Below are 26734 nucleotides of genomic sequence, written 5' to 3'. Positions count from 1 at the left end.
TTCGCCCGTCCTGGACGCGCCCAGGCGGCCCCGGGCGGGCCAGCGCCGGCGCCCAACCGGGCCGGGTCGATCAGGGCGCGGGGTTGAGCACGCGGATGGGGCTCCGGTCCAGGAACGCGCGGATGTCCTCCACCGCTCCCCCGTAGTACGCGGCGAGGTTGTTGCGGGTGACGTAGCCGAGGTGCGGGGTCGCGAGGAGCCGCGGCGTCCCGCGCAGGGGATCGTCCGCCGGCAACGGCTCGGTGTCGAACACGTCCAGACCGGCACCCGCGATGGATCCCGCGCGCAGGCACTCGGCGAGGGCGGCCTGGTCCACGATCGCGGAGCGCGAGGTGTTGACCAGGAACGCGCCCGGACGCATCAGCGCCAGTTCTTCCCGGCCGAGCAGCGCCGTCGTCCTGGGACCGAGCTTGAGGTGCACGGACACGAAGTCGCTGCCGCCGAGGAGCCCCTCCAGGCTCTCCGCCTTCCTGACCCCGACCTCGGCGCACCGCTCGGCGGTAAGGTTCTGGCTCCACGCCTGGACGTCCATCCCGAACGCCAGCGCGATCCGGGCGACGGAGGAGCCGATGTTGCCCAGGCCCAGGACTCCCAGGGTGCTCCCGTAAAGGTCGGTGCCCACGGTGCTCTGCCACGCGCCGCCGGAGACGAGGTTTCCGTTCTCCTCGGTCGTGTTCCGGGCCAGCCCCAGGAGTAGCGCCCAGGTCAACTCGACCGGTGGCGCCGAGCCGCTCGGCGTTCCGCAGACCGCCACCCCGTGCCCGCGGGCCGCCTCCATGTCCACCGCCGCGTTGCGCATGCCCGAGGCCACCAGCAGGCGGAGCCGCGGCAGGCGCTCGAACACCGCGCGGGGAAAGGCGATGCGCTCGCGCAGGGTGACGGCCATGTCGGCCCCCGCCAGCTGGGCGAGCAGCGCCGCCTGGTCGGCGGGATGCTCCCGCACGGTCACGAGGTCCACCTCGTCGGCGACCGCGGACCAGTCCGCGGACCGCAGCGCGGCGCCCTGGAAGTCGTCCAGCAACACGCAGCGGAGTTTGGCGGTCATCGCGTCCTCTTTCCATCCATGGCCGTTCAGGTCAGGTCTACAGGCTAGCCAACCGGTCGCCGCGGCGTTCCCGACCCGCACGCCGACACGGACAGCGGGCTCCCCCCGGCGCCGGGAGGCGTGCGATGCTGGGGCGATGGAGCTCGAGTTCAGCGGAGACGTCTGGTACTGGCGCGGCCCGTCCCCGTTCTTTTTCGTGACGGTCCCGGACGGATTGTGCGCGGACCTGCGCGACGCGGCCGACGTCGTCAGCTACGGGTGGGGCATGATCCCGGTGACCGCCAGGATCGGTGCCACGGAATGGACCACCGCGCTCTTCCCCAAGGACGGCGCCTACGCTGTTCCGCTCAAGGCCGCGGCGCGGGCCCGCGAGGAGGTCGGCGAGGGCGACACCGTGAACGTGAGGCTGACGGTAGACGGCCTCGACTGAGCCGAACCGGCGGGACCTGCCCGCCACTGGGGGCTTCATAAATATGGGCGGGGCTTGCATACTGATCTGGCGGGGCCGCCCCCGTTCCGGGGCGGAATGTCGGGCACGTCAACGCAGGAGTCCCTCATGAACGCTAAAGATGCATCGCAGTCCATCATGCGGCGGAAGCCGATCGACGAAATCGAAGAAGAGAACAAACACAGCGGCTTGTTCAAGTCCCTCGGCCTGTGGCAACTGACGGCGATCGGCGTCGGCGGCATTATCGGCGTCGGCATCTTCTCCTTGGCGGGCCTGGTGGCCCACGGCAGCGAGACGGAGCCCGGCGTCGGGCCCGCGGTCCTCATCTCCTTCCTGATCGCCGGCCTGGCATCGGCGGCCGCGGCCCTGTCCTATGCGGAATTCGCCGGCATGATCCCCCGCGCCGGCTCCGCGTACACGTACGGGTACGTCGCCCTCGGGGAGATCATCGGCTGGTTCATCGGCTGGGACCTGCTGCTGGAATACATCGCCATCGTGGCCGTGGTCGCGATCGGCATCTCCGGCTACTTCGACGCCTTCCTCTCCGGCATCGGCGTCGACATGCCCGACTGGGCGGCCTCGACGGCGGACGAGGGCCGGGGCGGCATCGTGAACATCCCGGCGATCGTCGTTTGTCTGATCGTCACGTGGATCCTGTCCCGCGGCACACGAACCTTCGGGCGCTTCGAACTGGTGGCCGTGGCGATCAAGGTCATCCTGATCCTGTTCATCATCGGCCTGGGCATCTTCTACATCAACACGGAGAACTACGACCCGTTTATGCCCAGCGGCTTCGGCCCAGTGGTTGCCGGCGCGGCGACCGTGTTCTTCGCCGTGTTCGGCTACGACGCCATGAGCACGGCCGCGGAGGAGTCCACCGACGGCAAAAAGCACATGCCCAAGGCCATCATCTTCTCCCTCGTCATCGCCATGGTCCTCTACGTCGCGGCCACGCTGGTGCTGACCGGCATGCAGAACTACCAGGACATCGATCCGACGGCGGGGTTCGCCTCCGCGTTCAACGGCGTGGGCCTGCCGGTCATCGCCACGATCATCTCCGTGTTCGCGGTGCTGTCCATCCTCACCGTGATGCTCACGTTCCTGCTCGGCGTCACCCGCGTGTGGTTCACGATGAGCCGCGATGGCCTGCTTCCGGGCTGGTTCTCCAAGACGGACCGCCACGGGACGCCGCAGCGCGTGACCTGGATCGCCGGCGTCGCATCCGCGTTCCTGGCCGGCGTCTTCCCGATCAAGGCCGTGGCGGACCTGACCAACATCGGCATCCTGGCCGCGTTTGTGGTGGTCTGCTTCTCCGTGATCGTCTTCCGCTACAAGAGGCCGGACGCCCCGCGGACATTCCGGCTGCCCCTGATGCCGCTCGTTCCCGCCTTCGGCGTCCTGGCCTCCGGCTTCCTGATGCTCCAGCTGCACTGGGAGACGTGGCTCCGGTTCGGCGTGTGGCTGCTGGTCGGCCTGATCATCTACTTCTTCTACGGCCGCAAGCATTCGCTGATGAATCCGGACAGTCCGCGCCACGACGAGCGCGCCGTGGTGCCGCACGGGGAGCCCTAGGCCTTCCCCACGGCCCCCGCCGGGCCCGGATCTAGTACACGAAGATCCGGATCCAGTGGGGGTTGTGCGCGTGGACCAGGACCAGGAACAGCACGAAGTCGAAGAGCAGGTGCACACACACGATGTAGGACAGGGACATGGTCGCCCGGAAGATCAGCGCCTGCACCAGCGCGAACGGGGCGATGAACAGCGGCGCCCAGGCGTGGAAGCCCAACTCCCAGAGGAACGACGTGAACAGGACCGCCTGAAGCGCGTTGGCCTGCCAGTCGGGGAGGTGCCGCCGCAGCAGCGCGAACACGGTGCAGATGAAGAAGAGCTCGTCCCAGATGCCCAGCGCGTTCGTCCCGACGAACAGGCGTAGGATACCTCCGGCGTCGTTCACGGCGGGCCAGTTCCGGTACACGCCCGTGCCCAGCATGTAGACCGGGAGAAGCGCGTACCCGATCGCGGGAACCGCCAGCAGGTACCACCACTCCGCGCGCGTCCAGCGCTTGCCCGTGAAAACCGGAAACCGCACGGCGTGGTCTTTGAAGACGAAGCGGGACCCGAGGTACGGGATCGCAACCGCGGCCACCATGGCCGAACCCATCACCAGCATGTGCGCGCCGCTGATGTCGGTGGTGATGGGGACCGCGCTGATCACCGCCAGGCCGGCCGCGATCAGCAGCAGGTCCCGGAAGAGTGCGCGGTCGAGCGCCGCGGCGACCGCCAGGGCCAGGGCGAGAACGCCGAGGCCCGCGAGCCGCTGCTCCGGCACAAAGATCAGGAAGCCCGCCAGCGAAACCATCGCTGCGGGAACCAGCTTGGCCGAGGGCTTTGGCTTGTCCATGCGGTCCAGCTCCTTCGCCCGGTTCGGAGGGCCAAAGTATGTAACAGTGCCCGGCGCTCGGCAAGCGCCGCCCCGGCCGCATTGTTCCCGGGACGGGTTATCCTTGGCCCATGAGCGCCGTTCTGCGATTTACGGGCCCCCGACCGGTTACCGGTCGCGAGGGCTCTCAGGCGCGCGCCTAGGTCCTGGCGCCGGAACGGATCGGGGGTACCGCCCACCGTTTCCTCCACTCAAGGACCTTCGACATGACCAGCTACCTCTCCCCCGCCGAGCTCAACGATTCGCTGACGCTCCGCGACCTGTCCAATCCGGCCTCCGGCCCGCACGCCATGCAACTCCTGCTCCAACACGTCGTGGACTCGCTGACGGCCCATGGGGGCGTTCCGGCCCGGGTGGTGCGCGACAGCCCCCTGGTGGCCGTCGCCGACAACTACGACCGGCTGGGTTTCTCCGCCACCGACGTCACCCGCAACCGCCGATACACGCGCTACGCCGGACCCACCGTGATGCTGCGCAGCCACACGTCCGCCTCGATCCCCCCGTTGCTCGACGCGTTGCCGAACGGCGACGACCACGACGAACTGCTGGTACTGCCGGGCCTGGTGTACCGGCGGGACGCCATAGACCGCACCCATGTGGGGACCCCCCACCAGGTCGACCTGTGGCGTATCTCGTCCGGTGCCGCGCTTGCTCCGGAGCATCTGGAAAGCATGGCTGAACGCCTGGTGCAGGCGGTGCTGCCCGGTGCCACATGGCGCGCCACCGGGGCGAGCCACCCCTACACAACGCACGGAATGCAGGTAGACGTGCGGCTAGACGGGGACTGGCTCGAGCTCGCGGAGTGTGGCCTGGTCCCCGCGCGCCTGTTCTCCGAGGCGGGACTCGATCCCGCACGGTGGACCGGGCTGGCCCTCGGGATGGGCCTGGACCGGGCCCTGATGTTGCGCAAGGGAATCCCCGACATCAGGCTGCTCCGGGCGCGCGAGCCGCGGATCGCGTCGCAGATGCTGGACCTCGCTCCGTGGCGGCCCGTGTCCGCCATGCCGAGCATCCGCAGGGACTTGTCCGTCGTCGTTCCCCTCGACTCCGACGGCGAGACGCTCGGCGACCAGGTGCGGCGCTCCCTGGGCACGCGCGCGGACTACCTGGAGTCGGTGGAGCTCCTGGCCCTGACGCCCCACCGCGACCTGCCGGACGCCGCCCGGACCCGCCTGCGGCTCGCCGTCGACCAGGCCAACGCGCTGGTGCGCATCGTCCTGCGCCCGCTGGACCGGACGCTGACGGACGGCGAGGCGAACGCCGTCCGGGACGATGTCTACCGCGCACTCCACCGCGGGCCGGTCATGGAACTGATCGGTGGTCGGCCGCCGGCCGGCTAGGGCGAAGCGGCGCAGGCTGAAATCCATAGCCTTGGTCCCGCCCTCCGTCCCCGCGAAGTGGACGACACCTCGGCTAACGAGCCGTGGTGTTGTCCACTTCGCGGGGCGCGGAGGGGTGTGATGGGGCCGGCGCCCGGCCGTCTACTGTTGCAGCCAGGCCGTGCTGGCCCCGGGCAGCTCGCCATCGGCGATCGGCGCTGTGGACAGCAGCACCTCGCCCTCGGGGAGGGCGGCGGGCGCGTCGCCGAAGTTGGTGACCGTCACCCAGCCGTTCGGGCGGCGGAAGGCCAGCAACGAGTCCGCGCAGGTCTCCACCCACTCGAGGGTCTCCGCCGTCTGCAGCTCGCGGCGCAGGCGCAGGGCGTCGCGGTAGAGCTCCAGCGTGGATCCGGCCACACCGTCCTGGGCCTCGACCGAATACCCGCCGAACCAGGCCGGCTGCGGCAGGTGGGCTCCGCCGGCGCCGAAGCCGAACGAGCTGCCCCCGCGCTCCCACGGGAGCGGCACCCTGCACCCGTCGCGACCCTTGTCGATGCCCGGGCTCCGGAAGAACGTCGGGTCCTGGCGGGCCGCGTCGGCGATGTCGCCCACCTCGTGCAGACCCAGTTCCTCCCCCTGGTAGAGGTACGCGGAGCCCGGCAGAGCCAGCTGGAACAGGCTCGCCGCGCGCGCCCGGCGCTCGCCGAGCGCGCGGTCCAACTGCTCCTCCGGGGCGCCGAAGAGCACCCAGGACTGGCCCTGCTTCTGGTCCTGCTCCGTGCTGCCCACGGGCGTACCCAGCGGCGGCAGGCCGTACCGCGTCGCGTGCCGCACCACGTCGTGGTTGGACAGCACCCAGGTCGACGACGAGCCGGACTCGCCAGCCAGCTCGGCGCTGTCGCTGACCACCTCGCGGAACGCGGCGGCGTCGAACTCCTGCGTCAGGAGGTCGAACTCGAAGGCCTGGCCCAACCCCTCCGAGCTGGCGTAGCGGGGGCGGCGGTGGCGCTCCACCCACGCCTCGGCGACGGCTGTGCGGGGCGGCTCGTAGGAGTTGAAGACGCGGCGCCACTCGGCATAGATTTCGTGCACCTCGTCGCGGTCCCAAATCGGGTGGGCGCCGCCACCGCGGGGTATGGCCTCCATCTCCAGGGTGGACGGGAGCGGATCGGTCATGTCCTTGGTCAGCGCGTGGGCGACGTCGATGCGGAAGCCGTCCACGCCCCTGTCGGACCAGAAGCGCAAGGTCTCCAGAAAGTCGTCGCGGACCTCTCTGTTGGACCAGTTGAAGTCCGGCTGCTCGGACGCGAACAGGTGCAGGTACCACTGGCCGTCCTCCACCCGCGTCCAGGCCGGGCCGCCGAAGATGCTCTGCCAGTCGGCCGGCGGCTCGGAGCCGTCCGGGCCGGTTCCCTCCCGGAAGATGTAGCGGTCGCGCTCGGCGCTGCCGCGGCCCGCGGCCAGGGCGGCCCGGAACCAGGCGTGGTCGTTGGAGGAATGGTTCGGGACGACGTCGACCACCACCTTGATGCCCTCGGCGTGCAGGACGGCGACCATCTCGTCGAACTCGGAGAGGGTGCCGATCCTCGGGTCCACGTCCCGATAGTCGGCGACGTCGTACCCGCCGTCCGCGAGCGCGGAGGGGTAGAAGGGGCTCAGCCACACCGCGTCGATCCCCAGCTGCGCGAGGTACGGCACACGGGAGATGATGCCCCGGAGATCCCCGATGCCGTCGCCGTTGGCGTCGGCGAAGCTGCGCGGATAGATCTGGTAGACGGACGCCTGGCGCCACCACGTCGGGTCGTCCATCCGGCGGGCGGGCGACGAGGTGGGGGAAATCGTGGTCATGGTGGTTCCTTTCGGGATGTGCGGTGCGGGGGTTCGGCTACTTGACGGCGCCCTGGGTGACCCCGGAGAGGACCCAGCGCTGCGTGAAGATGAAGACGACGATGGAGGGCGCCATCGCCATGAGGTACGACGCGAACGACACGTGGTAGTTCTCGCTGAATTGCGTCTGGAAGATCTGCTGGATGACCGGGAGCGTCTGCACGGTGGGGTCGGAGATGATCAGCGACGGCATCATGAAGTCGTTCCAGGAGGCCAGGAAGGCGAAGATGCCGACCGTGGCGCTCATCGGCGCGAGGAGCGGGAAGATGATGCGCCAGAACGTCTGCCACGTGTTGGCCCCGTCGATGCGCGCGGCCTCGTCCAGCTCGTCCGGCATGTTCCGCAGGAACGTTGTGAGCAGCAGGACGTTGAAACCGAGACCGAACATGACGTGCAGGAGGCCGACTCCGAGCGGGTTGTCCAGTCCCAGGATGCCGGTGAGCTTGATCTGGGACAGCGCCAGCACCGGGAACGGCAGGAACATGGCCGCCAACAGGTAGAAGAAGGAGAAGCGGAAGAACCGGCGCTCCCAGTTGACGTGGATCGCGTAGGCGGCGGCGCTGCTGACGAGGATGGCGCCGGCCACCGCGATGGCCGAGACGAAGAGCGAGATGGAGAAGCTCACCGGGAAGTCGGTCAACTCCCACGCCGCGACGAATCCCTCGACGCTGATCGGATTCGGCAGGTCGAACGCCCGCCCCTGGACGGCCTGGGCCCCGGTCTTGAAGGCCATGGAGACCGTCACGAACAGCGGGACGAGCACCGCGAGGGTGCACAGCCCAAGGACGGCCGTGAGTCGCCAGTTGACGCGGTCCTTTGCCAACGGGGACTCGGGGCGGCCGGTGGGGGTGTTGCCGGTGGCGCCGATGGAGGTGGTTGCCTGGGTGGTCATCGGGACTGCCCCTTTCCGCGCATCAGGCGCAGTTGGATCAGTGCGATCGCGAGTGCGATGAGGAAGAAGATGGTTGCGTTCGCCATCTGGTAGGCGTAGTCGCCGGTGTCGAAGCCGGAAAAGATCGTCATGGCGACCGAGCGCGTCGACGTCCCGGGGCCGCCGCCGGTGAGGCCGATGATGACGTCGTAGGCGTTGAGGAAGTTCTTGAACGTCAGCATGACGTTGATGACCACGTAGCCGGCCATCAGCGGAAGCGTGATCGTCCTGATCTGCTGCCACGCGCTGGCGCCGTCGAGCGAGGAGGCCTCGTAGAGTTCGCGGGGAATCGCGACGAGGCCGGCGATGTAGATCAGCATGGTGCCCGGGATGGCCTGCCACGCCGTGACCAGCACGATCGACAGCCAGGCGAGGTCCGGGTTGGCGAGGATGCTGTCCTCGAGCGGCCCGAACCCGACAGCCTGGGCGGCCGCCGGCAGCGACTTGGAGAACAGGAAGTTGAAGACGTACGCGATGATGATCGCGGAGACCACCATGGGGATCACGAAGACCGCTCGCAGGAAGACGCGGGCGCGGATCTGCGAGGTGAGGCCGACGGCGAGCAGGAAGGCGACCACGTTCGTCACGACCACGGTCACTGCCGCGAAGCCCAGGGTGAAGCCGTAGGAGGCCAGGATGGCCGGGTCCGTCAGCATCAGCGCGTAGTTCGCCAGTCCGACGAAGTCCCAGGCGCCGTATCCGACCGAGTTGGTGAAGCTGAAGAAGATGCCCATGGCGGCGGGCAGGGTGATGAGGAGGGTGAAGGCGGCGACGGCGGGCAGCAGGAACAGGTAGTGCGTGCGGTCTACGCGGCGCTTGGGCCTGGGCCGCGGCGGGTCGTGCCGCGTGGGGGTGGGGGCGGGGGAAGTGGTCAGAGCCATGGGGGATCCTTGCCGGTCGCGGGTTAGGAGCGCCGGGCCAGGCGGGCCCAGTCGGCGTCGAGGGTGCGGAGCGTGTTCCCGAGGTCGGCGCCGAAGACGATCGCCTGCGAGTAGCTCTCGAACGGGATGGTGCGGGGAATGCCTTGGGAAGCGCCCTGATAGAACGCGCCACGGTCGACGTACGGCTGCATTTCCAGGAGGCGCTCGTCCTCCACGGGGGGCGCGTCCTTCCGGACGCCGAAGCCGAGCGCGTGGGCGTTGTAGGCGTCCTGCACGTCGGGCCGCGTGAGGAACCCGAGCAGCGCGCGGGCCTCCTCCTGCCGGTTGGACTTCTCGGGGATCCACAGCGAGAGGTCCAGGTTGACGCGGACCTTGTTGTCGGCGGGATCCTCCGTCATCGGCAGCGGGAACGTTCCCACGCGGATGTCCGGGTTGAGCTTCTCCAATTCGGTGAGCGCCCAGGGTCCTTGCATGTACATGGCGGCCCCACCTTTCGCGAAGGCCACGTTGCCGTCCCCGTACTTGCGGCCCGCGGCGTCGGAGTTCGAGTAGGAGGCGATCTCCAACATCTTCTCCAGCGGCTCGCGGAAGACTCCGCTGAAGGAGACCGGAGAGTCCGGGGTGACGTCGGCCCCCTGCTCGCGCATCCTCCGGTAGAAGTCGATGACGTCCACCATGCCGCCGATCGAGTAGTCGACCAGCCCCTGTACCACCGTCCACGCGTCGCCGAAGGTGCTGTAGACCGGAGTGACGCCGGCGGCGTCGAACGTCTTGCAGGCCGCAATGAGCTGGCTGTACGTGGTCGGCACCCCCACGCCGTGCTTCTCGAAGACGTCCCGGTTGTAGATGACGGAGGCGGCCATCATGGAGTACGGCAGCACCGAGGTCCGGCCGGGAAATCCCGGATAGAGCTCCACGAGGTCCTGGACGAGCGGCGAGACCGCCCGCGTCTGCGGAAGGTCGGAAAGGTCCGAGAGCTCGCCGCGCGCCTGGAAGTTCGCCATCTCGTAGTTGTAGTTCAGGCACCCCAGGTCCGGCGGATCGTTCCGGACGAAGGTGCCGGCCAGACCGCCGAGGCTGCCGCCGATCTCGTGGACGGGCCGGATGCCGGGGTTCTCCCCCGCGAAGTCCGCCAGCAGTTCGGCGAAGTAGGGGATCACTTCGGGCTTGGACTGGAAGAACCGGACCTCCGGCGCGCCGGAGCCGGCGCCTCCACAGCCCGCCAGGCCGAGCGCCGCGGCGCCGCCGAGGCCGGCCAGGAAGGCGCGCCGCGAGGGCGCGCCGGGGGCGCCGGGCGAAGAGCCGGTCGGAAGCCGTCTGAGCATGGCTGCGTCTCCTTAGTGTGGCCGCGGCGCCGGTCGATGTGACCCGCGCCACAGGAATCTGGAGATAATTTAGCACGTAAATTTATGCGCGTCTATAATGATTTCCATGGAGAGCGTCGAGGTAGTTCGGACGGGGCACCTCGCGACGAGGCGCGGCCGGCCAAGGGAGTACGACGGCGGTGGCGACTCGCCCAGGAGAGGCAACGCGCGCCGGATCCTCGCCGTCGCATGGCCGGGCATGCCGCTTACGGCGGCCGACCTGATGGCGGCGACGGGCCTCACCCGCGCGACCGTCCTGGCCGTGTGCCGAGACCTGGTCGCCGCTGGCTGGCTCCGCGAACTGGCGGACGCGCGGGCGGCCGGAGACTACGCGAAGGGCCGTCCCGCACGAAGGTACGCGTTCCGCGCCGACCACCGCTTCGCCGTTGGCGTCGACGCCGGCGCGCATTCCATGACGGCCGCCGTCTCCGACCTGGCCGGGACCGAGTTGGCCCGGCTACGCCGCACCGCGGACCCGGGGGCATCGGGCGCGGAGCGGCGCATGGCGCTGGAGTCCCTGGTCCTGGACCTGCTCTCCGACGCCGACATCGCCCCGGACGCGGTGGCCGCCCTCGTCGTTGGCGTGCCCGCGCCCGTGGACGCGGCGGGCATGTCGCCGAACGACGAGCTGGACAACTTCTGGATCCGCATGAATCCCGAGTTCATCAACGTCTTCGCCGACCGGGACTGGGACGTGGTCGTCGACAACGACGCCAACCTGGCCTCCCTCGCCGAAGCCGCGAGTGGAACGGACGCCGGCTCGAGGGCCTACGCGACACTGCTGTCCGGCGAACGGTTCGGCGCCGGCGTCGTCATCGACGGGCAGTTGATGCGCGGACCCCGCGGCGCCGTGGGGGAACTGCGGGTCCTGGACCTCGTGGTCGGCGTGGATTCGGCCGACGGCCTCGCCCACCAGGCTCGCGCGGAGCTCCGACGCGCCGCCGAAGAGGGCAGGCTCGTGGGGATGCTCGCGGGAACCCCCTCCGGAGAGCCGGCGCCCAAACATGTTTTCGCCGCCGCCGAGGAGGGCGACCCCCTCGCACTCGAGATCGTCGAGGTGCTGGCCCGGCGCCTGGCCCCGGTCGCCATGCTCCTCTCCGGCATGCTTGACCTGGAGCGGATCATTGTCGCCGGCGCCATAGCCCCGGCCATCGCCCCGGTGCTTCGGCGCACCCGAGAGCTCATGGGACGGGACAGCACGCTGTCCTGGGCCGAGCTGGTGGCCTCGGAAAACGGCGAAGGCGTGGTCCTCGACGGCGCGCTGCACGCGGCGATCGGTTTGGTCCGGGCGGGGGCCTTCGACGGCTAGGGACAGGCCGGGCCGCGCTCGAAAAGCGGATCAGGACCAAACGTGGGGCGCCGGCCGGCGGGCCCCTGGGAGGGCCGTGTCCTGGCGCCACCGGGCGACCCATGCGGGGAGCTCGAGATCGGACGGCACCGCGAGTCCCATCGCGTCCATGATCTCCGCATTGTCGACGGGCCCCTTCCTGGACAGCAGCCGGGTGGCGATGTGCGCGCTGACGTAGACCTCGCCGTCGGCGACGATGCGCTGCTCGAAGTAGATGCAACGCTCGTCCATTCCGGCGACGCGCGTCTCCTGGGTGAACTTCTGGTGCAGCACCACCGACTTGCGAAACGTCACGGTCTCCGCCTGGACCACGGGAGTCCAGCCGCGGCGCCGCATCACACCCCAGGCCCCGGCCCGGATCATCAGGTCGAAGCGGCCGAGGTCGAACAGCGAGAAGTAGACGCCGTTGTTGATGTGCCCGGCCACATCGATGTCGGTGACCAGGGCGCGCATGGGCAGCGAGCCCGTGCCGAACATCGAGAGCGCTCCCCGACGCCGCGCCGTCAGCAGGAGGACCAGGAACCTGAAGATCATGTGCATGCCCCGATACTACCCGCGGGTAATAAAGGTCGCCGACCGCGCGGACCAGTGATTGACTATCGTCAATCACTAGGGCACACTGGTACTGCGCATACGGTCGGATCCCGCCGTCGTGCCCTCGATCCGCACCACTCCCGAAGGGGACCACCATGGCACCGCGCGCCCTCCGGCCGTTCGCCCACCGCGACTACCGCACACTCATTGCCGCGCTGATCGCCAGCATCTTCGGACACGGCGTCTGGGCGGTCGCGATGGTTTTCCAGGTCAAGGAGCTGGGCGGAGGACCCGTGGAGCTCTCCGTGGTGGCGACCGCCACCAGCGTCGGGCTGCTCGCGCTGGTGCTTGTCGGCGGAATCGCCGCGGACCGCTTCTCCTGCCGGCGCATCATCATCACCGTGGAGGCGGCCAGCCTGACGGTGATGACCGTCGTGGGCGTCCTGGCGCTCACGGGCACCGTGACGCTCTGGCACCTGGCCGCCGCCGGCTTTATGGTGGGCGCGGGAGCCGCCTTCTTCTTCCCCGCCTACTCGGCCCTGCTGCCACGGATGTTGCCCGTCGCCGACCTGCTCGCCGCCAACGGGATGGAGGGTACGCTGCGCCCCGTCCTCCAGCAGGCCGCGGGCCCCGCCGTGGCGGGAATCCTCGTCGCATCGCTCTCTCCCGCCCATGCGATCGCGGCGATCGGCGCATGCCACCTGGTGGCGCTCCTGGTCCTGACCACGCTGAGCCACGACAAGCGGTACGACGCGCACCTGGAGCCGGGCACGGTCCGCCCCAGCGTGGTGGCCGACCTGCGAGAGGGCGTCTCCTACACCGTCCGCACCCCTTGGCTGCTGTGGACGCTACTGTTCGCCGTCCTTTCCGTCCTGAGCTGGATCGGCCCCATCGAGGTGCTGCTGCCTTTCGTGGTCACGGGCCAGCTGCAGGGCGACGCCCAAACCTTCGGCTTCCTGCTGGCCGCCCTGGGGATCGGCGCCGCCTTCGGCTCGATGCTGACGGCGTCGCTCCCCCTCCCCCGCCGCTACCTCACGTGGATGATCATGCTCTGGGGCTTCGGCACCCTGCCACTGGTCGGCGTCGGCTTCTCCACGCACTTCTGGCAGCTCGCCGCCATCCTGTTCATCGTGGGCGCCACGGGCGGGGTGGGCCAGGTGATCTGGGGGACGCTCCTGCAGCGACGGGTGCCCACCCGCATGCTGGGCCGGGTGTCCAGCCTGGACTTCTTCGTGTCGCTGGCGCTGATGCCGGTGTCCATGGCGGCGGCCGGGCCCATCGGCGAGGCCGTGCCGCTCTGGATCGTGTTCGTGGTGGGCGGGGTCGTCTCCCCGATCGTCGGGGTCGGCGCCTGGTTCGCCGCCCGCATGGCAAAGGACGAGATCGAGCACCCGCTGGACCGGGAGGCCGTCGCGACCGCCACCTAGGCGGACCTACAGCACCGGCTGCCCGTGGCCGTTGACCGCGTCGGCCGCGCGGATCAACGCCAGGTGCGAGAACGCCTGCGGGAAGTTCCCGGCCATGCGGTCGAGCTCGGTGTCGTACTCCTCGGCCATGAGCCCCAGCCCGTTGGCGTAGCCGACGAGCCGATCCATCAGCACACGCGCGTCGTCGATCCGGCCCGAGCGCGCGTACTGTTCCACCAGCCAGAAGGAGCAGGCGAGGAACGGGTGCTCGCCGGGCGGGAGCCCGTCCACGCCCGTCTGGGTCCGGTACCGCTTGAGCAGGCCGGACGAGTCCACGAGGTCCCGCTCCAGGCGCGCCACGGTGCCGAGCATCTCCGGGGAGTCGTAGTCCACGAAGCCGACCTGCGGCAGGACCAGCAGCGAGGCGTCAACCTCCGTGCCGCCGAAGGTCTGCGTGAACGTCTTTTCCTCCGCGTTGAACCCCTTGAGCATGATTTCCTCGTGCAGGTCGTCGCGATATTTCTCCCAGAGTTCGGCGTCGCCGTCGAGCCCGTGATCGCGCACGGCCCGGGCGCCGCGGTCGAACGCCGCCCACATCATGACCCGCGAGTGCGTGAAGTCCTGGGTTTCCCCCCGCATCTCCCAGATGCCGTGGTCCCGCCGGTCGACGTGGCGCTCGACGTAGCCCAGGAGCGCCTTCTGCAGCGGCCACGAGAAGTGGTCCTCCGTGCCGCCCATGTTGCGCAGCTTCTCCAGCGCCACCAGGACCTCGCCCACCACGTCGCCCTGGTACTGCTCCACCGCGCCGTTGCCCTCGCGGACCGGCTTGGAGCCCTCGTAGCCGGGAAGGTGCGTCAGCTCGCGCTCCGGCAGCCGCCGCTCTCCGCCCAGCCCGTACATGATCTGCAGGTCCTCGGGGTCGCCGGCCACGGCGCGCAGCAGCCAGTTGCGCCACTGGAGCGCCTCCCGCTCGTAGCCGTGGGTCATCATGGCCTCGAGGGTGAGGGCGGCGTCGCGCAGCCAACAGAACCTGTAGTCCCAGTTCCGCTCGCCGCCGAAGGCCTCCGGCAGTGACGTGGTGGGCGCGGCGACAATCCCACCGGTGGCCTCGTGCGTCAGTGCCCGCAGAACCAAAAGCGAGCGCCGGACGATCGAATCGTAGGCCTCCTGCTTCGGTATGCGCCGGGACCAGTTGCGCCAGTAGGTCGTGGTCTGCTGCAGGCTCTCGCCGACGTCGATCCGGTTCGGCACGTTGCGGTGCGACGGGAACCAGCAGAGCTCGAAGTCGACGACCTCTCCGGCGGACACCAGGAAGTCGCCGGAGTGGCGGTGGTCCGAGGCCCTCGGGAGGCGGTCGCCGTGCAACACGATCGCGTCCGGGCCGGCGACGGCGACGATGGACTTGCCGCGGACGTCGTCGCCGTGGCGGCGGACCCACGGAACGACCTCCCCGTAGTCGAAGCGCAGGGTGAGCTCCTGGTGCATGGTGACGCTGCCCGCCAGCCCCTCCACCCGCCTGGCGATCGATGCCCGTCGGTCGCCCACGGGCATAAAGTCCGTGACCAGGACCTCGCCGGTCGGCGTCTTCCACAGGGTCCGCAGGACAAACGTCGAGTCGACGTAGGTCCGTTCGACGACGACCGGCACGTCCGAGCCCTCGACGACGGCGGCACCGGCGCCGGCGGCGTCGGGTGTTCCGCCCAATTCCGAATCCGGGCTCGGCGCACACTCGTCGGGGGCGCCGGCGGGCGCAATCAGCCACCTCCCGTGGTTCGCGTCGCCCAGGAGCGCGGCGAACACCGACGGCGAGTCGAAGCGCGGGAAGCAGAGCCAGTCCACGCTGCCCTTGCTGGACACCAGGGCCCCGGTGCGCAGGTCGGACAGTAGTGCGTAGTCCTCGATCGGAGAAGCCATCCCACTAGCCAATCCCAGATGGGGCGAACGGCGCAAGCGCCCTGCGCCGAACGGGGCCATGCCCGTTTATTTGGTTTCATGTGGTTTTGTGTTGACATGTGACCGAGTCCGCCACTACAGTCGACCCAACGCAAAGCCTGTGATTCCCATCACCCAGAGATCGGCCGGGAGGCCCACACCATGTTCGCCGAAGAACGTCACCGCCTGATCGGCGGGTTGGTCGCCAGCCAAGGGAAGGTGACCGTGGCCGAGCTGTCCGGACAGTTCGACATCACGCGGGAAACGGTGCGCCGCGACCTGGCCCACCTGGAGAAGTCCGGGGTCCTGCGCCGGGTCCACGGCGGGGCGGTCTCGGCGGCCAAGGCCAGCACCGCGGAGGAGAGCCTGTCCACGCGCACCGCCCGCAACCTTTCCGACAAGCGCCGCATCGCGGCCAAGGCCCTTGAGCTCATCCCGTCCGGAAGCGCGTCCGTGGTGCTCGACGCCGGAACCACCACCGAGCTCCTCGCCGCGCAGATGGTGGAGACGCTGTCCCCGCGCCGCGACTCGGACCTGCTGGTCATCACGCACGCTGTCCCCATCGCCTACCGCATCTCCACCGCGTCCGACTTTGCGCTCGAGGTCTTGGGCGGCAGGGTCCGCGGGCTGACCAGCGCGGCCCTCGGCAACCGCACGATCGAGCAGCTTGGCGCCCTCCGGCCGGACATCGCGTTCGTCGGCGCCAACGGCGTGCATCCGGAATTCGGCCTGAGCACGCCGGATCCCATGGAGGCGGCGGTCAAGTCCGCCATCGTACGGTCCGCGCGCCGCGTGGTTGTGCTGGCCGACGCCAGCAAGCTCGACGTCGAGACGCTGGTCCGTTTCGCCACGCTCGATGACATCGACACACTCGTCACCACCGGAACGCCTGGCCGGGCACTGGCCGCGGCGCTGGAGCAAGCAGACATCGAGGTGGTATCCGCATGATCGTTACCCTGACCGCCAACCCCAGCATCGACCGCACGGTGGAACTGGCCGGCCCGCTTGTGCGGGGCGGCGTCCAGCGCGCGGCGTCCGCCACCGCGCAGGCCGCCGGCAAGGGTGTCAACGTCGCCCGCGGCCTCGCCGCCGCCGGTGTCCACACGGTGGCCATCCTGCCGGGGGACGCGACCGATCCCGTGGTCCAGGGCCTGGTGGAGGACGCCCTTCCGCACCGCGCCCTGCCGATCGGACAGGCGCTGCGCTGCAACATCACCCTGGCGGAGCCGGACGGGACCACCACCAAGATCAACGAACCCGGTCCGCGCCTGTCCGCGGCACACCTCAGGGCCCTGGCCGACGCTGTCGTCGCCGAGGCCGCCAACGCCGCCTGGGTGGTGCTTGCGGGCTCGCTCCCGCCCGGCGTGCCCGACGACTTCTACGCGACGTTGACCCTGCAACTGCGCAGAGAGCTGGGCGCCGCGGCGCCGCTCGTTGCCGTCGACACCTCGGGCGACCCGCTGCGGGCGCTCTTCGCGGCCGGCGAGGCAAGCGCCCCAGGACTCGTCAAGCCCAACGCCGAGGAGCTCGCCGAACTGACCGGCACCGGGTCCGAGGCGGAGTTCGAATCCGATCCGGTCCGGGCGGCCGACGCCGCCCGCCAGCTCGTCGGCCGCGGAACCGGGGCGGTCCTAGCGACCCTGGGCGCCAAGGGTGCCGTTCTTGTCACGGCGGACGGGGCGTGGCACGCCACGCATCCGCCCGTCATCGCCCGCAGCACGGTCGGCGCCGGGGACTCGTCCCTGGCCGGCTACCTGCTGGCGCACAGCCGCGGGGCCTCGGCCCCCGACTGCCTCCGCCAGGCCGTCGCGCATGGCTCCGCCGCGGTCTCGCTGCCCGGCACCACGATCCCGTCACCCAGCCAGACGACGCCGGACGCCGTCGCCGTCGCCGTCCTCCAACCCCTCCCCTAGGAAGCAGCCATGTCCCGACTTATCACCGAAGAACTGGTCCTGCTGGACGCGAACCTCGGTTCGTCCAGCACCGATGTGATCCGCCGACTGGCGGAGCTCGTCGTCGGCGCGGGCCGCGCCAGCGGCTTCGAGGGCCTCTACGCCGACGCGGTGGCCCGCGAGCAGAAGACCGCCACGGGCGTGCCCGGCGGCATCGCCATTCCGCACTGCCGCTCGACGGCCGTGCTGGAACCCACGTTCGCCATGGCCCGGCTGGATCCGAAGGTCGACTTCGGCGCCAAGGACGGCGCCGCGGACCTCGTCTTCTTCATCGCCGCGCCGGAGGGGGCGGACCAGGAACACCTGAAGCTGCTCTCCAAGCTGGCCCGCTCGCTGGTCAAGAAGGACTTCACGGCCGCCCTGCGCGCGGCGACCACCCGGGCGGAGATCGTCGCGCTCGTCGAGAACGCCATCAGCCCCGCGCCGGCGGCACCCGTGGCAACGCCCGCGGAGGCTCCCGCGGCGGGCGCCTCGGATGCCGCCGGCGCGGGCGGCACGGCCGCACCCCAGGCCCAGTTCGCGGCCCCGTCCACGGGCAGCGCGCAGGAGGCTTCCACCGCCGGCGCCACGCTTGAGCGGCCCGTCCTGGTCGCGGTCACCGCGTGCCCCACCGGCATCGCGCACACCTACATGGCCGCGGACTCCCTGGTGGCCGCCGCCGAGGAGGCCGGAGTCGACCTGCACGTGGAGACACAGGGCTCCTCCGGCGCCACGCCGCTGGATCCCGCCATCATCGCCGCCGCCGGCGCCGTGATCTTCGCCGTCGACGTGGACGTGCGCGGCAAGGAACGCTTTGTCGGCAAGCCCGTGGTCCAGTCCCCGGTCAAGCGCGGCATCGACGAGCCGGCCGAGATGGTCGCCGAGGCCCTCGCCGCGGCCAAGAATCCCAACGCCCGACGCGTCGTCGGCTACGGCGCGGGCGGCGACGCCGACCTGGCGGGCGACGGCGGCGGCAAGGAGAGCGTGGGCGCGCTGCTCAAGCGGGCCCTGCTCACCGGCGTCAGCTACATGATCCCGTTCGTCGCCGGCGGCGGCCTGCTGATCGCCCTGGGCTTCCTGCTCGGCGGCTACGACATCACCGAGGTCGCCGACAAGGTGGTCCTCGAGAACAACTTCGGCAACCTGCCCGAAGGCGGCCTGAACATCTACCTCGGCGCCGTCGCCTTCAAGATCGGCGCCCTGTCCATGGGCTTCCTGGTCCCCGTGCTCGCGGGCTACATCGCCTTCGCCTTCGCGGACCGACCGGGCCTCGCGCCGGGCTTCACCGCCGGCGCCGTCGCCGGGTTTATGGGCGCCGGCTTCCTCGGCGGCATCGTCGGCGGCCTGCTGGCCGGCGTCGTCGCACACTGGATGGGCACGTGGCGGGTCCCGCGCGCGCTGCGCGGCCTGATGCCCGTGGTGGTCATCCCGCTGCTCGGCTCCATCCTTGCCTCCGGCGCCATGTTCCTGGTCCTCGGCGGTCCCATCGCGTCCATCACCACCGGCCTGAACAACTGGCTCACCGGCATGACCGGCGCCGCGGCGATCCTGCTCGGAATCATCCTGGGACTCATGATGGCGTTCGACCTCGGCGGCCCCGTCAACAAGGTCGCGTACTCCTTCGCCGTCGCCGGCCTCGGCACGGGCTCCATCGCCAACCAGGCGCCGTGGGAGATCATGGCCACGGTGATGGCCGCCGGCATGGTCCCGCCCCTGGCCATGGCCCTTGCCACAGCGCTGGACAAGCGCCGCTTCTCCCTGGCCGAGCGCGAGAACGGCAAGGCCGCGTGGTTCCTCGGCGCCGCGTTCATCTCCGAGGGCGCCATCCCGTTCGCCGCGGCGGACCCGCTGCGCGTGATTCCGGCCAGCATGCTGGGCGCCAGCGTCACCGGCGCGCTCGTGATGGCCACCGGCGTCACCTCCCAGGCCCCGCACGGAGGCGTCTTTGTTTTCTTCGCGATCGGCAACTTCCTGATGTTCATTGTTTCGATCCTGGTCGGCGTCGTCATTTCGGCCCTCGCCGTCATCGCGCTGAAGCGCTACGCCGTCCGTGGCCCGCGCACCGGGAGCCACAGCGGCGCCCGCGCCGAGGCCGAGGGTGCCACCACCGGCGCCGTCGCCTAGACTGCACCACCACGACAGGATTCGAGGTTTCATCATGAGCACCATCCACGGAGTGGGCGTCAGCCCCGGCCGCGTTGTAGGCCCGGTCCTTCGTATGCCCCCGCCCATCGCACCGCCGGTTCCCTCGGCGCCACTTCCCGCGGGGGCGACGGCCGAGTCGGAATCCGAGCGGGTCCGCGCCGCCGGCAAGGCGGTCTCCGCCGCGCTCAAGCAGCGCGCCGCCGCGGCCAGCGGCGACGCCGCGGACGTCCTGCAGGCCACGGCGCTGATGGCCGCGGACCCCATGCTGCTCAAGACCGCGGTCAAGCTGCTCTCCACCGGCCTGCACGCCGAGGCCGCCGTGTGGCAGGCGGCGGACACGGTGGCCGCGCAGCTGACCGCCTTGGGCGGGTACATGGCGGAGCGCGCCACGGACGTGCTGGACGTGCGTGCCCGGATCGTCGCCGAGCTCCGCGGGGTCCCCGCCCCCGGGATCCCGCACTCGGACAGCCCGTTTGTGCTGTGCGCCGAGGACCTGGCCCCGGCCGACACCGCCACGCTCGACCCGGCCGTGGTCACCGCCCTGGTGACCTCCGGCGGCGGCCCCCAGTCCCACACGGCGATCATCGCCCGGGCGCTCGGGCTCCCGGCGGTCGTCGCCGCCCGCGGGGCCGCTGAGCTGTCCGAGGGCACCGTGGTGTTCGTCGACGGCGCGGCCGGCGTCGTGGTGCCGAACCCCGGACCGGAGGAGCAGGCGGCGGCCACGGCCTACGCCGGGCGCGCCCCGCTGCCCGTGTTCGAGGGCCGCGGAGAGACGGCCGACGGGCACGCCGTCCCGCTCTTGGCGAACGTTGGCGGGGGCGCCGACGCGCGCGCCGCGGCGGAGGCCGGCGCCGAGGGCGTGGGCCTGCTCCGTACGGAGTTCTGCTTCCTGGGCCGCGACGCCGAGCCGGGGCACGACGAGCAGGTGGAGGCGTACCGCGCGGTCTTCGAGGCCTTCCCGGGGCGCAAGGTGGTGGTCCGCACGCTGGACGCCGGCGCGGACAAGCCGTTGCCGTTCCTGACCGACGACGCCGAGCCCAACCCGGCGCTCGGCGTGCGCGGCTACCGGACGGACTCCACGGTCCCCGGCGTGCTGGCCCGCCAGCTTGCCGCGATCGCCCAGGCCGAGGCGGAGAGCGGGGCCGACGTCTGGACCATGGCGCCGATGATCTCCACGCCCTCCGAAGCCTCGGAGTTCGCCCGGCTCTGCGCCGAGGCCGGGCTCAAGACGGCCGGCGTGATGGTGGAGGTCCCGTCCGCCGCCATCACCGCCGACACGGTGCTCCGCGACGTCGACTTCGCGTCCATCGGCACCAACGACCTGACGCAGTACGCCATGGCGGCGGACCGGCAGCTGGGGCCGCTGGCGGTGCTCAACGATCCGTGGCAGCCGGCCGTCCTGCGGCTGGTGAAGGCCACGGTCGACGGCGCCGCGGAGGCAGGGGGCAAGCCGGTGGGGGTGTGCGGCGAGGCCGCCGCCGACCCGGCGCTCGCCGTCGTCCTCGTGGGGCTGGGCGTCACCAGCCTGTCCATGACCCCGCGGGCGCTGGCGGCCGTGGCCGCCGTGCTGCGCAGCACCACCCTGTCCGAGGCGCAGGGGCTCGCGGCGGCCGCACTGGCCGCCGACGGTCCGGCCGCGGCGCGCGACGCCGTGCGTTCCGAGCTCTCCGTGCTCGAGGACCTCGGCGTCTGATCCCGGTCCGGACAACCGGCACCCTTTACCCGTACGCTCGCAGGACAACAACAAACCAGGAGATTCACATGGCAGAACGCACCGCCACCATCGCCAGCCGGGTCGGACTTCACGCCCGCCCCGCCGCCATCTTCGCCGAGGCGGCCGCCGAGCAGCCCGTCGAGGTCACCATCGCCCGCGAGGGCGAGCCGGTGGAGGACGCGCTGGACGCGTCCAGCATCCTCTCCCTGATGGGGCTCGGCGCCGAACACGGCACCGTAGTGGTGCTGCGCGCGGAAGGGGACGGCGCCGAGGCCGCGCTCGACGCGCTGGTCACGATCCTCGAAACGGACCACGACGCCGAGTAGCGAAGGTCCCGGCGGCCCGGCATTGGGCCGCCACGCGGAACGGCCGCGCCACACGGGTAGTTCCGCGCGGCGCGGCCGTTCCGCTTCCGTCCCCCGCCGGGAGGCTAGGCCCGCGCGCCTCCGGTCGGCAGGACCGCCGCGTCGTCGAACGGCTCCACGGGGCGCACGCTGCCGGTGTCGTCGATCAGCGTGATGCCACGGTCGCTGCCGCGCTTGTTCCCGCCAACGATCCGCGCGCCGATGTCCGCCACGACGTTTTCGAGGACGACGCCGGGGCCAACGTGCACCCCGTCCAGCAGGACGCTGCCCCGGACCGTGGCGCCCTCCTCGACCACCACCCTGGGGCCGATCACGGAGCGCTCGACGGTTCCGGCGACGACCGCCCCCGCGGCGACCAGCGAGCGGCCGACCGATGCGCCTTCCTCGATGCGGGCCGGCAGGAGCTGGGGCTGTGCCGAAAGGATGGGCCAGTCAGGGTTGTCCAGGTCCGCCCCCTCGCGGTCCAGCAGCTGCATGTGGGCGGTCCAGTACGACTGCACCGTGCCCAGGTCCAGCCAGTAGCCGTCCAGCCGGTGTTCGAAGACGTCGTGGTTCTCCAGGAAATAGGGGACCAGGTCCTCTCCGTAGTCGCCCAGCTCGTCCCGCTGCTCCTTCAGGGCGTCCAGCGCGGCCAGCAGCTTCCCGGCGTCATACAGGAACATCTCCCCCGCCACCAGCCGGCCCCGCGGCTCCTCCGGCTTGTAGTCGAACCCGGTCACGCGCCCGCCGTCGTCCGCCTGGACCACGCCGTACCGGGAGGGGTCCTCCTTCACCACCGTGGTCACCATGGTCAGGTCCGCGCCCTTGTCCGCGTGGGTCGCGATCACGTCCAGGAAGTTGATCGTGTACAGGTGGTCGGCGCTGAGCACCAGGACCAGATCGGGATCGAACTCGCGGATCAGGCCCGCCTGCCGGTGGAGGGCGTCGGTGTTCCCCACGGCGAACCCCTCGCCCGCGGCCCCTTCGTACGGCGGGAGCACCTGAAGCCCGCCGTGAGATCGGTCGAGGTCCCAAGGCCTGCCGTTGGCGAGGTGCTTGTTCAGGCTGTGCGGCAGGTACTGCTGCACCACCCAGACGTCGGAGAGGTGGGAGTGCATCAGATTGGACAGCGAGATATCGATCAGCCGGTACGTGCCGCCGATCGGCAACGCGGGTTTCGCCTTCTTTTCCGTCAGGGCGTCCAGCCGGGATCCCTTGCCTCCCGCCATCACCAGCACAAGTGTTCGGGGAATGCGCATTGCGGCAGCCTTTCGTAGATTCCTCCCTAAAAACATACGGCCACCACATGAGAGAACGCTGGCCGGACCCGTCGCCGTGGCGATGGGTCCGGCCAGCGTGGGCGCGGAGAAATCCGGGCCGGGCGCCCGTTCCTCGGGGCGGCTAGACCAGTCCGTCGCTCAGGTGGTTCGGCGTGCCGAAGCGGTGGGCGGTGATGGACACTGCCTGCTCGTGCAGGAACGTCAGCAGCTCGACGCGCCCGGCGGAGACCACGGCGTTCGCGTACAGCGCGACGTCCGGCTTGCCCCCGACGGCCTCGGCCGTCTGCGACGCCGGGGCACCGATCAGGCGGATGCGCGCGGCCGAGTCCGGGCCCGTGCGTGCGGCCAGCCGTGCCGCCCGCGCGGACCACTCCGCCGCGTCCTCGACGGCCAGGACGACGCCGGACGCCCGCAGGGCCTCGGCGACGGCCGCGGGGAGGTCCTCGCCGGCGCTCACGGTGATCCGGGCACCAGGGCGGGCCTGGTCGGAACCGGTCTGGTCGGACCAGGCGCGCAGCCCGGCCGCGACCACGCGCACCAGTTCGGCGACACCGTGTCCGGAGGTGCCGGCCTCGTAGCGCACGGTGACAGGCACGGCGCGGTAGCGGAACACGTTGCGCTCGGCCTGCAGGCCGGAGACGTCCTTGGCGACGCCGAACTCCGCGCGCCAGGCGGCCGCGTCGGACGCCAGGGCACCGGACAGCCAGTCGATGTCGGCGGCCGCCAGCCCCGCGCCGGGCACGGCGGCGGGCTGGGTTGCGGCCTCCCGGACGGCGTCGAGCAGCCGGGCCGGCGCGCCGGACGGAACGGTGGCCAGCGCCGGGGAGGCCTCGACCGGCGCGTCCGTCCAGGAGCCGAGGCCCACAAGGTAGTTGGGTCCGCCGGCCTTCGTGCCAGCGCCGACGGCGGACTTCTTCCAGCCGCCGAAGGGCTGGCGGCGCACGATCGCTCCCGTGATGCCGCGGTTGACGTAGAGGTTGCCCGCCTGGATGTTCTCCAACCAGTAGCCCAGCTCGTCGGGGTTCAGGGAGTGCAGGCCGCTGGTGAGCCCGTAGTCGACCTCGTTCACCATGGCGACGGCTTCCTCAAGCGTCGGAGCGGTCATCACGCCCAGGATCGGGCCGAAGTATTCGGTCAGGTGGTATTCGGACCCGCGCCGGACGCCGTAGCGCACGCCCGGGCTCCACAGCTTGCCGCTCTCGTCCAGCCGCCGGGGCTGCAGTTCCCACTTCTCGCCCTCGCCCAGCTCGGTGAGCCCGCGCAGGAGCTTGCCGGCGGCGGGTTCGATGATCGGGCCCATCTGGGTCTGTGGGTCCTCCGGGTAGCCGACCTTCAGCGAGCGAACGGCGTCGATGAGCTGGTGGTGGAAGCGCCGCGACGTCGCTACGGACCCGACCAGCACCACCAGGGAGGCGGCGGAGCACTTCTGCCCGGCGTGGCCGAACGCCGACTGCGCCACGTCCCGCGCGGCGAGGTCGAGGTCCGCCGAGGGGGTGACGATGACGGCGTTCTTGCCGGACGTCTCGGCGAGCAGCGGGAGGTCGCTGCGGAACGATCGGACCAGCTGCGCGGTCTCGTAGCCGCCGGTCAGGATCAGGCGGTCGACCGCGGGGTGGGACACCAGCGCCGTGCCGAGCTGGCGCTCGGAAAGCTGGACGTACTGCAGGACCTCCCGCCCGATGCCGGCCTCGTCCAGCGCCTCCCAGATGGCCTCCACCATCACGGCGCCGCTGCGCCGCGCCTGGGCGGCGGGCTTGATGACGACGGCGGAGCCGGCGGCCAGCGCGGACAGCGTGGAGCCGGCGGGGATCGCCACGGGGAAGTTCCACGGCGGCGTGACCACCGTGAGCTTCGACGGCACAAAGCGGGCGCCGTCGACGAGGTCCAGCTTCTTGGCCAGCTCCGCGTAGTAGTGCGCGAAGTCGATGGCCTCGGAAACCTCGGGGTCGCCCTGGTCCAGGGTCTTGCCGCACTCGGAGGCCATGACCTCCAGGAGGTCGGCGCGATGGGCCTCGAGGCGGACTCCGGCGCGGTGCAGCACGGTCGCGCGCTCGGCGCCGGAGAGGGCACCCCACGCGCCCGCCGCGCCGGTGGCCGCGGCCACCACGCCCTCGAGCTCGGCCTCCGTGGTCAGGGTGTGGGACTCGGCCGTCGACTGGCCAAGCACGGACGCCGGGACCCGCTCCAGGATCCGGCGGCCCCAGGCAAGGTTCGCCGGGAGGTCCGGGTCCGTGTCCGGCGTGTTGTCGAACGTGGCAACCGGGCTGCCGTAGCCGGCGGGGACACCCGAGTCCTCCTGCTCGGCCGCGCGGGCGAGCACCGCCGCGGCCGCCGATTCGGCGTCGTACGCGTTGCGGTCCTGTGTGCGCTGCGGGCCCGGGACGTCGTCGCCCAGGTCCGCCAGCGAGGCGAGGAAGCGGTTCTTTTCGCGATCGAACAGCGCCTCGTTCCCCTCGAGTTCGAAGACCGCGGACATGAAGTTTTCCTGGCTGGCCCCCTCCTCGAGGCGGCGGATCAGGTACGCGATGGCGACGTCGAACTCGGCCGGGTGGACCACCGGGGTGTAGAGCAGCAGCGAGCCGACGTCGCGCTTCACGGCCTCGGCCTGGCCGGTGGCCATGCCGAGCAGCATCTCGAAGTCGACGCCGCCGGACACGGCGCGCGCCTCGGCCAGCAGGTGGGCCAGCGCGACGTCGAAGAGGTTGTGGCCGGCGACGCCCAGCCGGACGTTACGAATCCGTTCCGGGTGGAGGGAGTAGTCCAGGACCGCCTTGTAGGACGTGTCCGTCTCCTGCTTGCTGTTCCACGTTGCCACCGGCCAGCCGTGGATGTCCGCGTCCATGGTCTCCATGGGCAGGTTGGCGCCCTTGACGAGGCGGACCTTGACCGGCGCGCCCCCGTTTGCCGTGCGCGCCGCGGCCCACTCCTGCAGGCGGATCATCGCGGACAGCGCGTCCGGGAGGTAGGCCTGCAGCACGATTCCGGCTTCCAGGCCGCGGAACTCTTCGCGCTCCAGAAGCTCCATAAACACGGCGAGCGTGAGGTCGAGGTCCTTGTACTCCTCCATGTCCAGGTTGATGAACTTCTTCGGCGAGGACTCGTTGGCGAGCCGGTACAACGGCGCGAGCTTCTCGACGACGTGGCCCACGGCCTCGTCGAACGCCCAATGGTTGTGCGGCGCGACGGTCGAGGACACCTTGATGGACACGTAGTCGACGTCGTCGCGCGCCAGCAGGCGGCGCGTTCCCTCGAGCCGGCGTCCCGCCTCGCCCTCGCCGAGGATGGCCTCGCCGAGCAGGTTGACGTTGAGGTTCACTCCGTCCTGCCTGATGGCGGAGATGGACTTTCCGAGCTTGGAATCGGTGGCGTCGACGATGAGGTGACCCACCATTTCCCGCAGCACGCGACGGGCGATCGGCACCACCACGCCGGGCATCACCGGCGCCATGGCCCCGCCAAGCGCCACGGCGGACTTCATGTACCAGGGCAGGAAGGACGGTACCTTCGGCGCGATGGCCTTCAGGTTCCGCGCCGCGACCGATAGGTCCTCGGGGCGCACAACGCCATCGACGAACCCGACGGTGAAGTCGAGCCCGTTGGGATCCTTCAGCACACCGGCCAGTTGCTCGGCCGACGCGTCGACCGGCACCTTGGCGCCCTCGGCGAGCCAATGGCGCACCAGGGCGACGGCGTCGTCCGCGACGTCCTGCGGTCGGATCGCGGCGGTGCCCGGGGCTGCGGTGGGGGTGGTCACGTTGTGCATGCTCCTTCAGGTTGTTGCCGGC

At 70.7% G+C, this 26734-nt stretch carries 20 protein-coding genes; 10 read left to right on the top strand and 10 right to left on the bottom strand.

Translation table 11 applies throughout. From position 1 onward, the window contains the following. Window positions 1–70: 70 nt before the first annotated feature. On the bottom strand, window positions 71–1045 hold the full coding sequence (locus AC3ZJJ_RS00235; protein ID WP_489893269.1) for a D-2-hydroxyacid dehydrogenase family protein: 975 nt from the start codon (window positions 1043–1045) through the stop codon (window positions 71–73). Between the two features lie 136 nt (window positions 1046–1181). Between AC3ZJJ_RS00235 and AC3ZJJ_RS00230 the strand changes: the two genes are divergently transcribed. Then, complete coding sequence (locus AC3ZJJ_RS00230; protein ID WP_489893268.1) at window positions 1182–1475, top strand: DUF1905 domain-containing protein; 294 nt, start codon at window positions 1182–1184, stop codon at window positions 1473–1475. A 126-nt stretch (window positions 1476–1601) separates the two neighbouring features. Beyond that, window positions 1602–3065, top strand: a complete 1464-nt coding sequence (locus tag AC3ZJJ_RS00225) for an amino acid permease (protein WP_489893267.1) — start codon at window positions 1602–1604, stop codon at window positions 3063–3065. Between the two features lie 31 nt (window positions 3066–3096). On the opposite strand, the gene AC3ZJJ_RS00220 is transcribed toward AC3ZJJ_RS00225, so the two are convergent. Then, window positions 3097–3894 carry a CPBP family glutamic-type intramembrane protease gene (locus tag AC3ZJJ_RS00220; RefSeq protein WP_489893266.1) on the bottom strand — a complete coding sequence of 266 codons (798 nt, stop codon included), beginning with the start codon at window positions 3892–3894 and terminating at the stop codon, window positions 3097–3099. Between the two features lie 245 nt (window positions 3895–4139). Between AC3ZJJ_RS00220 and srmL the strand changes: the two genes are divergently transcribed. After that, window positions 4140–5273: a PheS-related mystery ligase SrmL gene (gene srmL / locus AC3ZJJ_RS00215; RefSeq protein ID WP_489893265.1), complete on the top strand. Its 1134-nt coding sequence runs from the start codon at window positions 4140–4142 to the stop codon at window positions 5271–5273. 141 nt (window positions 5274–5414) lie between these two features. On the opposite strand, the gene AC3ZJJ_RS00210 is transcribed toward srmL, so the two are convergent. From AC3ZJJ_RS00210 to AC3ZJJ_RS00195, 4 genes are read right to left on the bottom strand one after another with little or no spacing between them, the layout of a single operon-like run. Continuing rightward, the gene (locus AC3ZJJ_RS00210; RefSeq protein ID WP_489893264.1) at window positions 5415–7100 is read right to left on the bottom strand and encodes a glycoside hydrolase family 13 protein; all 1686 of its coding nucleotides are present in this window, start codon (window positions 7098–7100) and stop codon (window positions 5415–5417) included. 37 nt (window positions 7101–7137) lie between these two features. Further along, window positions 7138–8031, bottom strand: coding sequence for a carbohydrate ABC transporter permease (locus AC3ZJJ_RS00205; RefSeq protein ID WP_489893263.1), 894 nt, complete (start codon window positions 8029–8031; stop codon window positions 7138–7140). Further along, on the bottom strand, window positions 8028–8951 hold the full coding sequence (locus tag AC3ZJJ_RS00200) for a carbohydrate ABC transporter permease (RefSeq protein WP_489893262.1): 924 nt from the start codon (window positions 8949–8951) through the stop codon (window positions 8028–8030). Before AC3ZJJ_RS00200 ends, AC3ZJJ_RS00205 begins: the two co-directional genes overlap by 4 nt. Before the next feature lie 23 nt (window positions 8952–8974). Beyond that, window positions 8975–10276 (bottom strand): ABC transporter substrate-binding protein, encoded by a 1302-nt coding sequence (locus tag AC3ZJJ_RS00195; RefSeq protein WP_489893261.1) that lies wholly within the window; start codon window positions 10274–10276, stop codon window positions 8975–8977. A gap of 106 nt (window positions 10277–10382) precedes the next feature. On the opposite strand from AC3ZJJ_RS00195, the gene AC3ZJJ_RS00190 reads away from it, so the two are divergent. Further along, window positions 10383–11624, top strand: a complete 1242-nt coding sequence (locus AC3ZJJ_RS00190; protein WP_489893260.1) for an ROK family protein — start codon at window positions 10383–10385, stop codon at window positions 11622–11624. 30 nt (window positions 11625–11654) lie between these two features. Here AC3ZJJ_RS00190 and AC3ZJJ_RS00185 read toward each other — a convergent pair whose 3' ends face one another. Next, window positions 11655–12203: an acyl-CoA thioesterase gene (locus tag AC3ZJJ_RS00185; protein WP_489893259.1), complete on the bottom strand. Its 549-nt coding sequence runs from the start codon at window positions 12201–12203 to the stop codon at window positions 11655–11657. 149 nt (window positions 12204–12352) lie between these two features. Here AC3ZJJ_RS00185 and AC3ZJJ_RS00180 point away from each other — a divergent pair, with 149 nt between their 5' ends. Further along, on the top strand, window positions 12353–13624 hold the full coding sequence (locus tag AC3ZJJ_RS00180) for an MFS transporter (protein WP_489893258.1): 1272 nt from the start codon (window positions 12353–12355) through the stop codon (window positions 13622–13624). Between the two features lie 6 nt (window positions 13625–13630). Here the strand turns inward: AC3ZJJ_RS00180 and AC3ZJJ_RS00175 are convergent, their stop codons facing one another. Beyond that, complete coding sequence (locus AC3ZJJ_RS00175) at window positions 13631–15517, bottom strand: glycoside hydrolase family 15 protein (protein ID WP_489893257.1); 1887 nt, start codon at window positions 15515–15517, stop codon at window positions 13631–13633. A gap of 180 nt (window positions 15518–15697) precedes the next feature. Here AC3ZJJ_RS00175 and AC3ZJJ_RS00170 point away from each other — a divergent pair, with 180 nt between their 5' ends. From AC3ZJJ_RS00170 to AC3ZJJ_RS00150, 5 genes are all read left to right on the top strand, one after another. Continuing rightward, window positions 15698–16483 carry a DeoR/GlpR family DNA-binding transcription regulator gene (locus tag AC3ZJJ_RS00170; protein WP_489893256.1) on the top strand — a complete coding sequence of 262 codons (786 nt, stop codon included), beginning with the start codon at window positions 15698–15700 and terminating at the stop codon, window positions 16481–16483. Further along, window positions 16480–17448 (top strand): 1-phosphofructokinase family hexose kinase, encoded by a 969-nt coding sequence (locus AC3ZJJ_RS00165; protein WP_489893255.1) that lies wholly within the window; start codon window positions 16480–16482, stop codon window positions 17446–17448. Before AC3ZJJ_RS00170 ends, AC3ZJJ_RS00165 begins: the two co-directional genes overlap by 4 nt. 9 nt (window positions 17449–17457) lie before the next feature. Beyond that, window positions 17458–19590, top strand: a complete 2133-nt coding sequence (locus AC3ZJJ_RS00160; protein ID WP_489893254.1) for a PTS fructose transporter subunit IIABC — start codon at window positions 17458–17460, stop codon at window positions 19588–19590. 34 nt (window positions 19591–19624) lie between these two features. Continuing rightward, on the top strand, window positions 19625–21304 hold the full coding sequence (gene ptsP / locus AC3ZJJ_RS00155; protein ID WP_489893253.1) for a phosphoenolpyruvate--protein phosphotransferase: 1680 nt from the start codon (window positions 19625–19627) through the stop codon (window positions 21302–21304). A gap of 68 nt (window positions 21305–21372) precedes the next feature. After that, on the top strand, window positions 21373–21651 hold the full coding sequence (locus AC3ZJJ_RS00150; RefSeq protein ID WP_489893252.1) for an HPr family phosphocarrier protein: 279 nt from the start codon (window positions 21373–21375) through the stop codon (window positions 21649–21651). A 104-nt stretch (window positions 21652–21755) separates the two neighbouring features. Here the strand turns inward: AC3ZJJ_RS00150 and AC3ZJJ_RS00145 are convergent, their stop codons facing one another. Then, window positions 21756–22928, bottom strand: a complete 1173-nt coding sequence (locus AC3ZJJ_RS00145; RefSeq protein ID WP_489893251.1) for a glucose-1-phosphate adenylyltransferase family protein — start codon at window positions 22926–22928, stop codon at window positions 21756–21758. A gap of 142 nt (window positions 22929–23070) precedes the next feature. Beyond that, window positions 23071–26712, bottom strand: coding sequence for a proline dehydrogenase family protein (locus AC3ZJJ_RS00140; RefSeq protein ID WP_489893250.1), 3642 nt, complete (start codon window positions 26710–26712; stop codon window positions 23071–23073). Between the last annotated feature and the right edge of the window lie 22 nt (window positions 26713–26734).

The sequence above is a fragment of the Arthrobacter sp. AOP29-A2-19 genome (assembly GCF_058138025.1).
The sequence above is the reverse complement of the archived record's forward strand: the minus strand, read 5'-3'. Positions and strand labels throughout refer to the sequence as shown.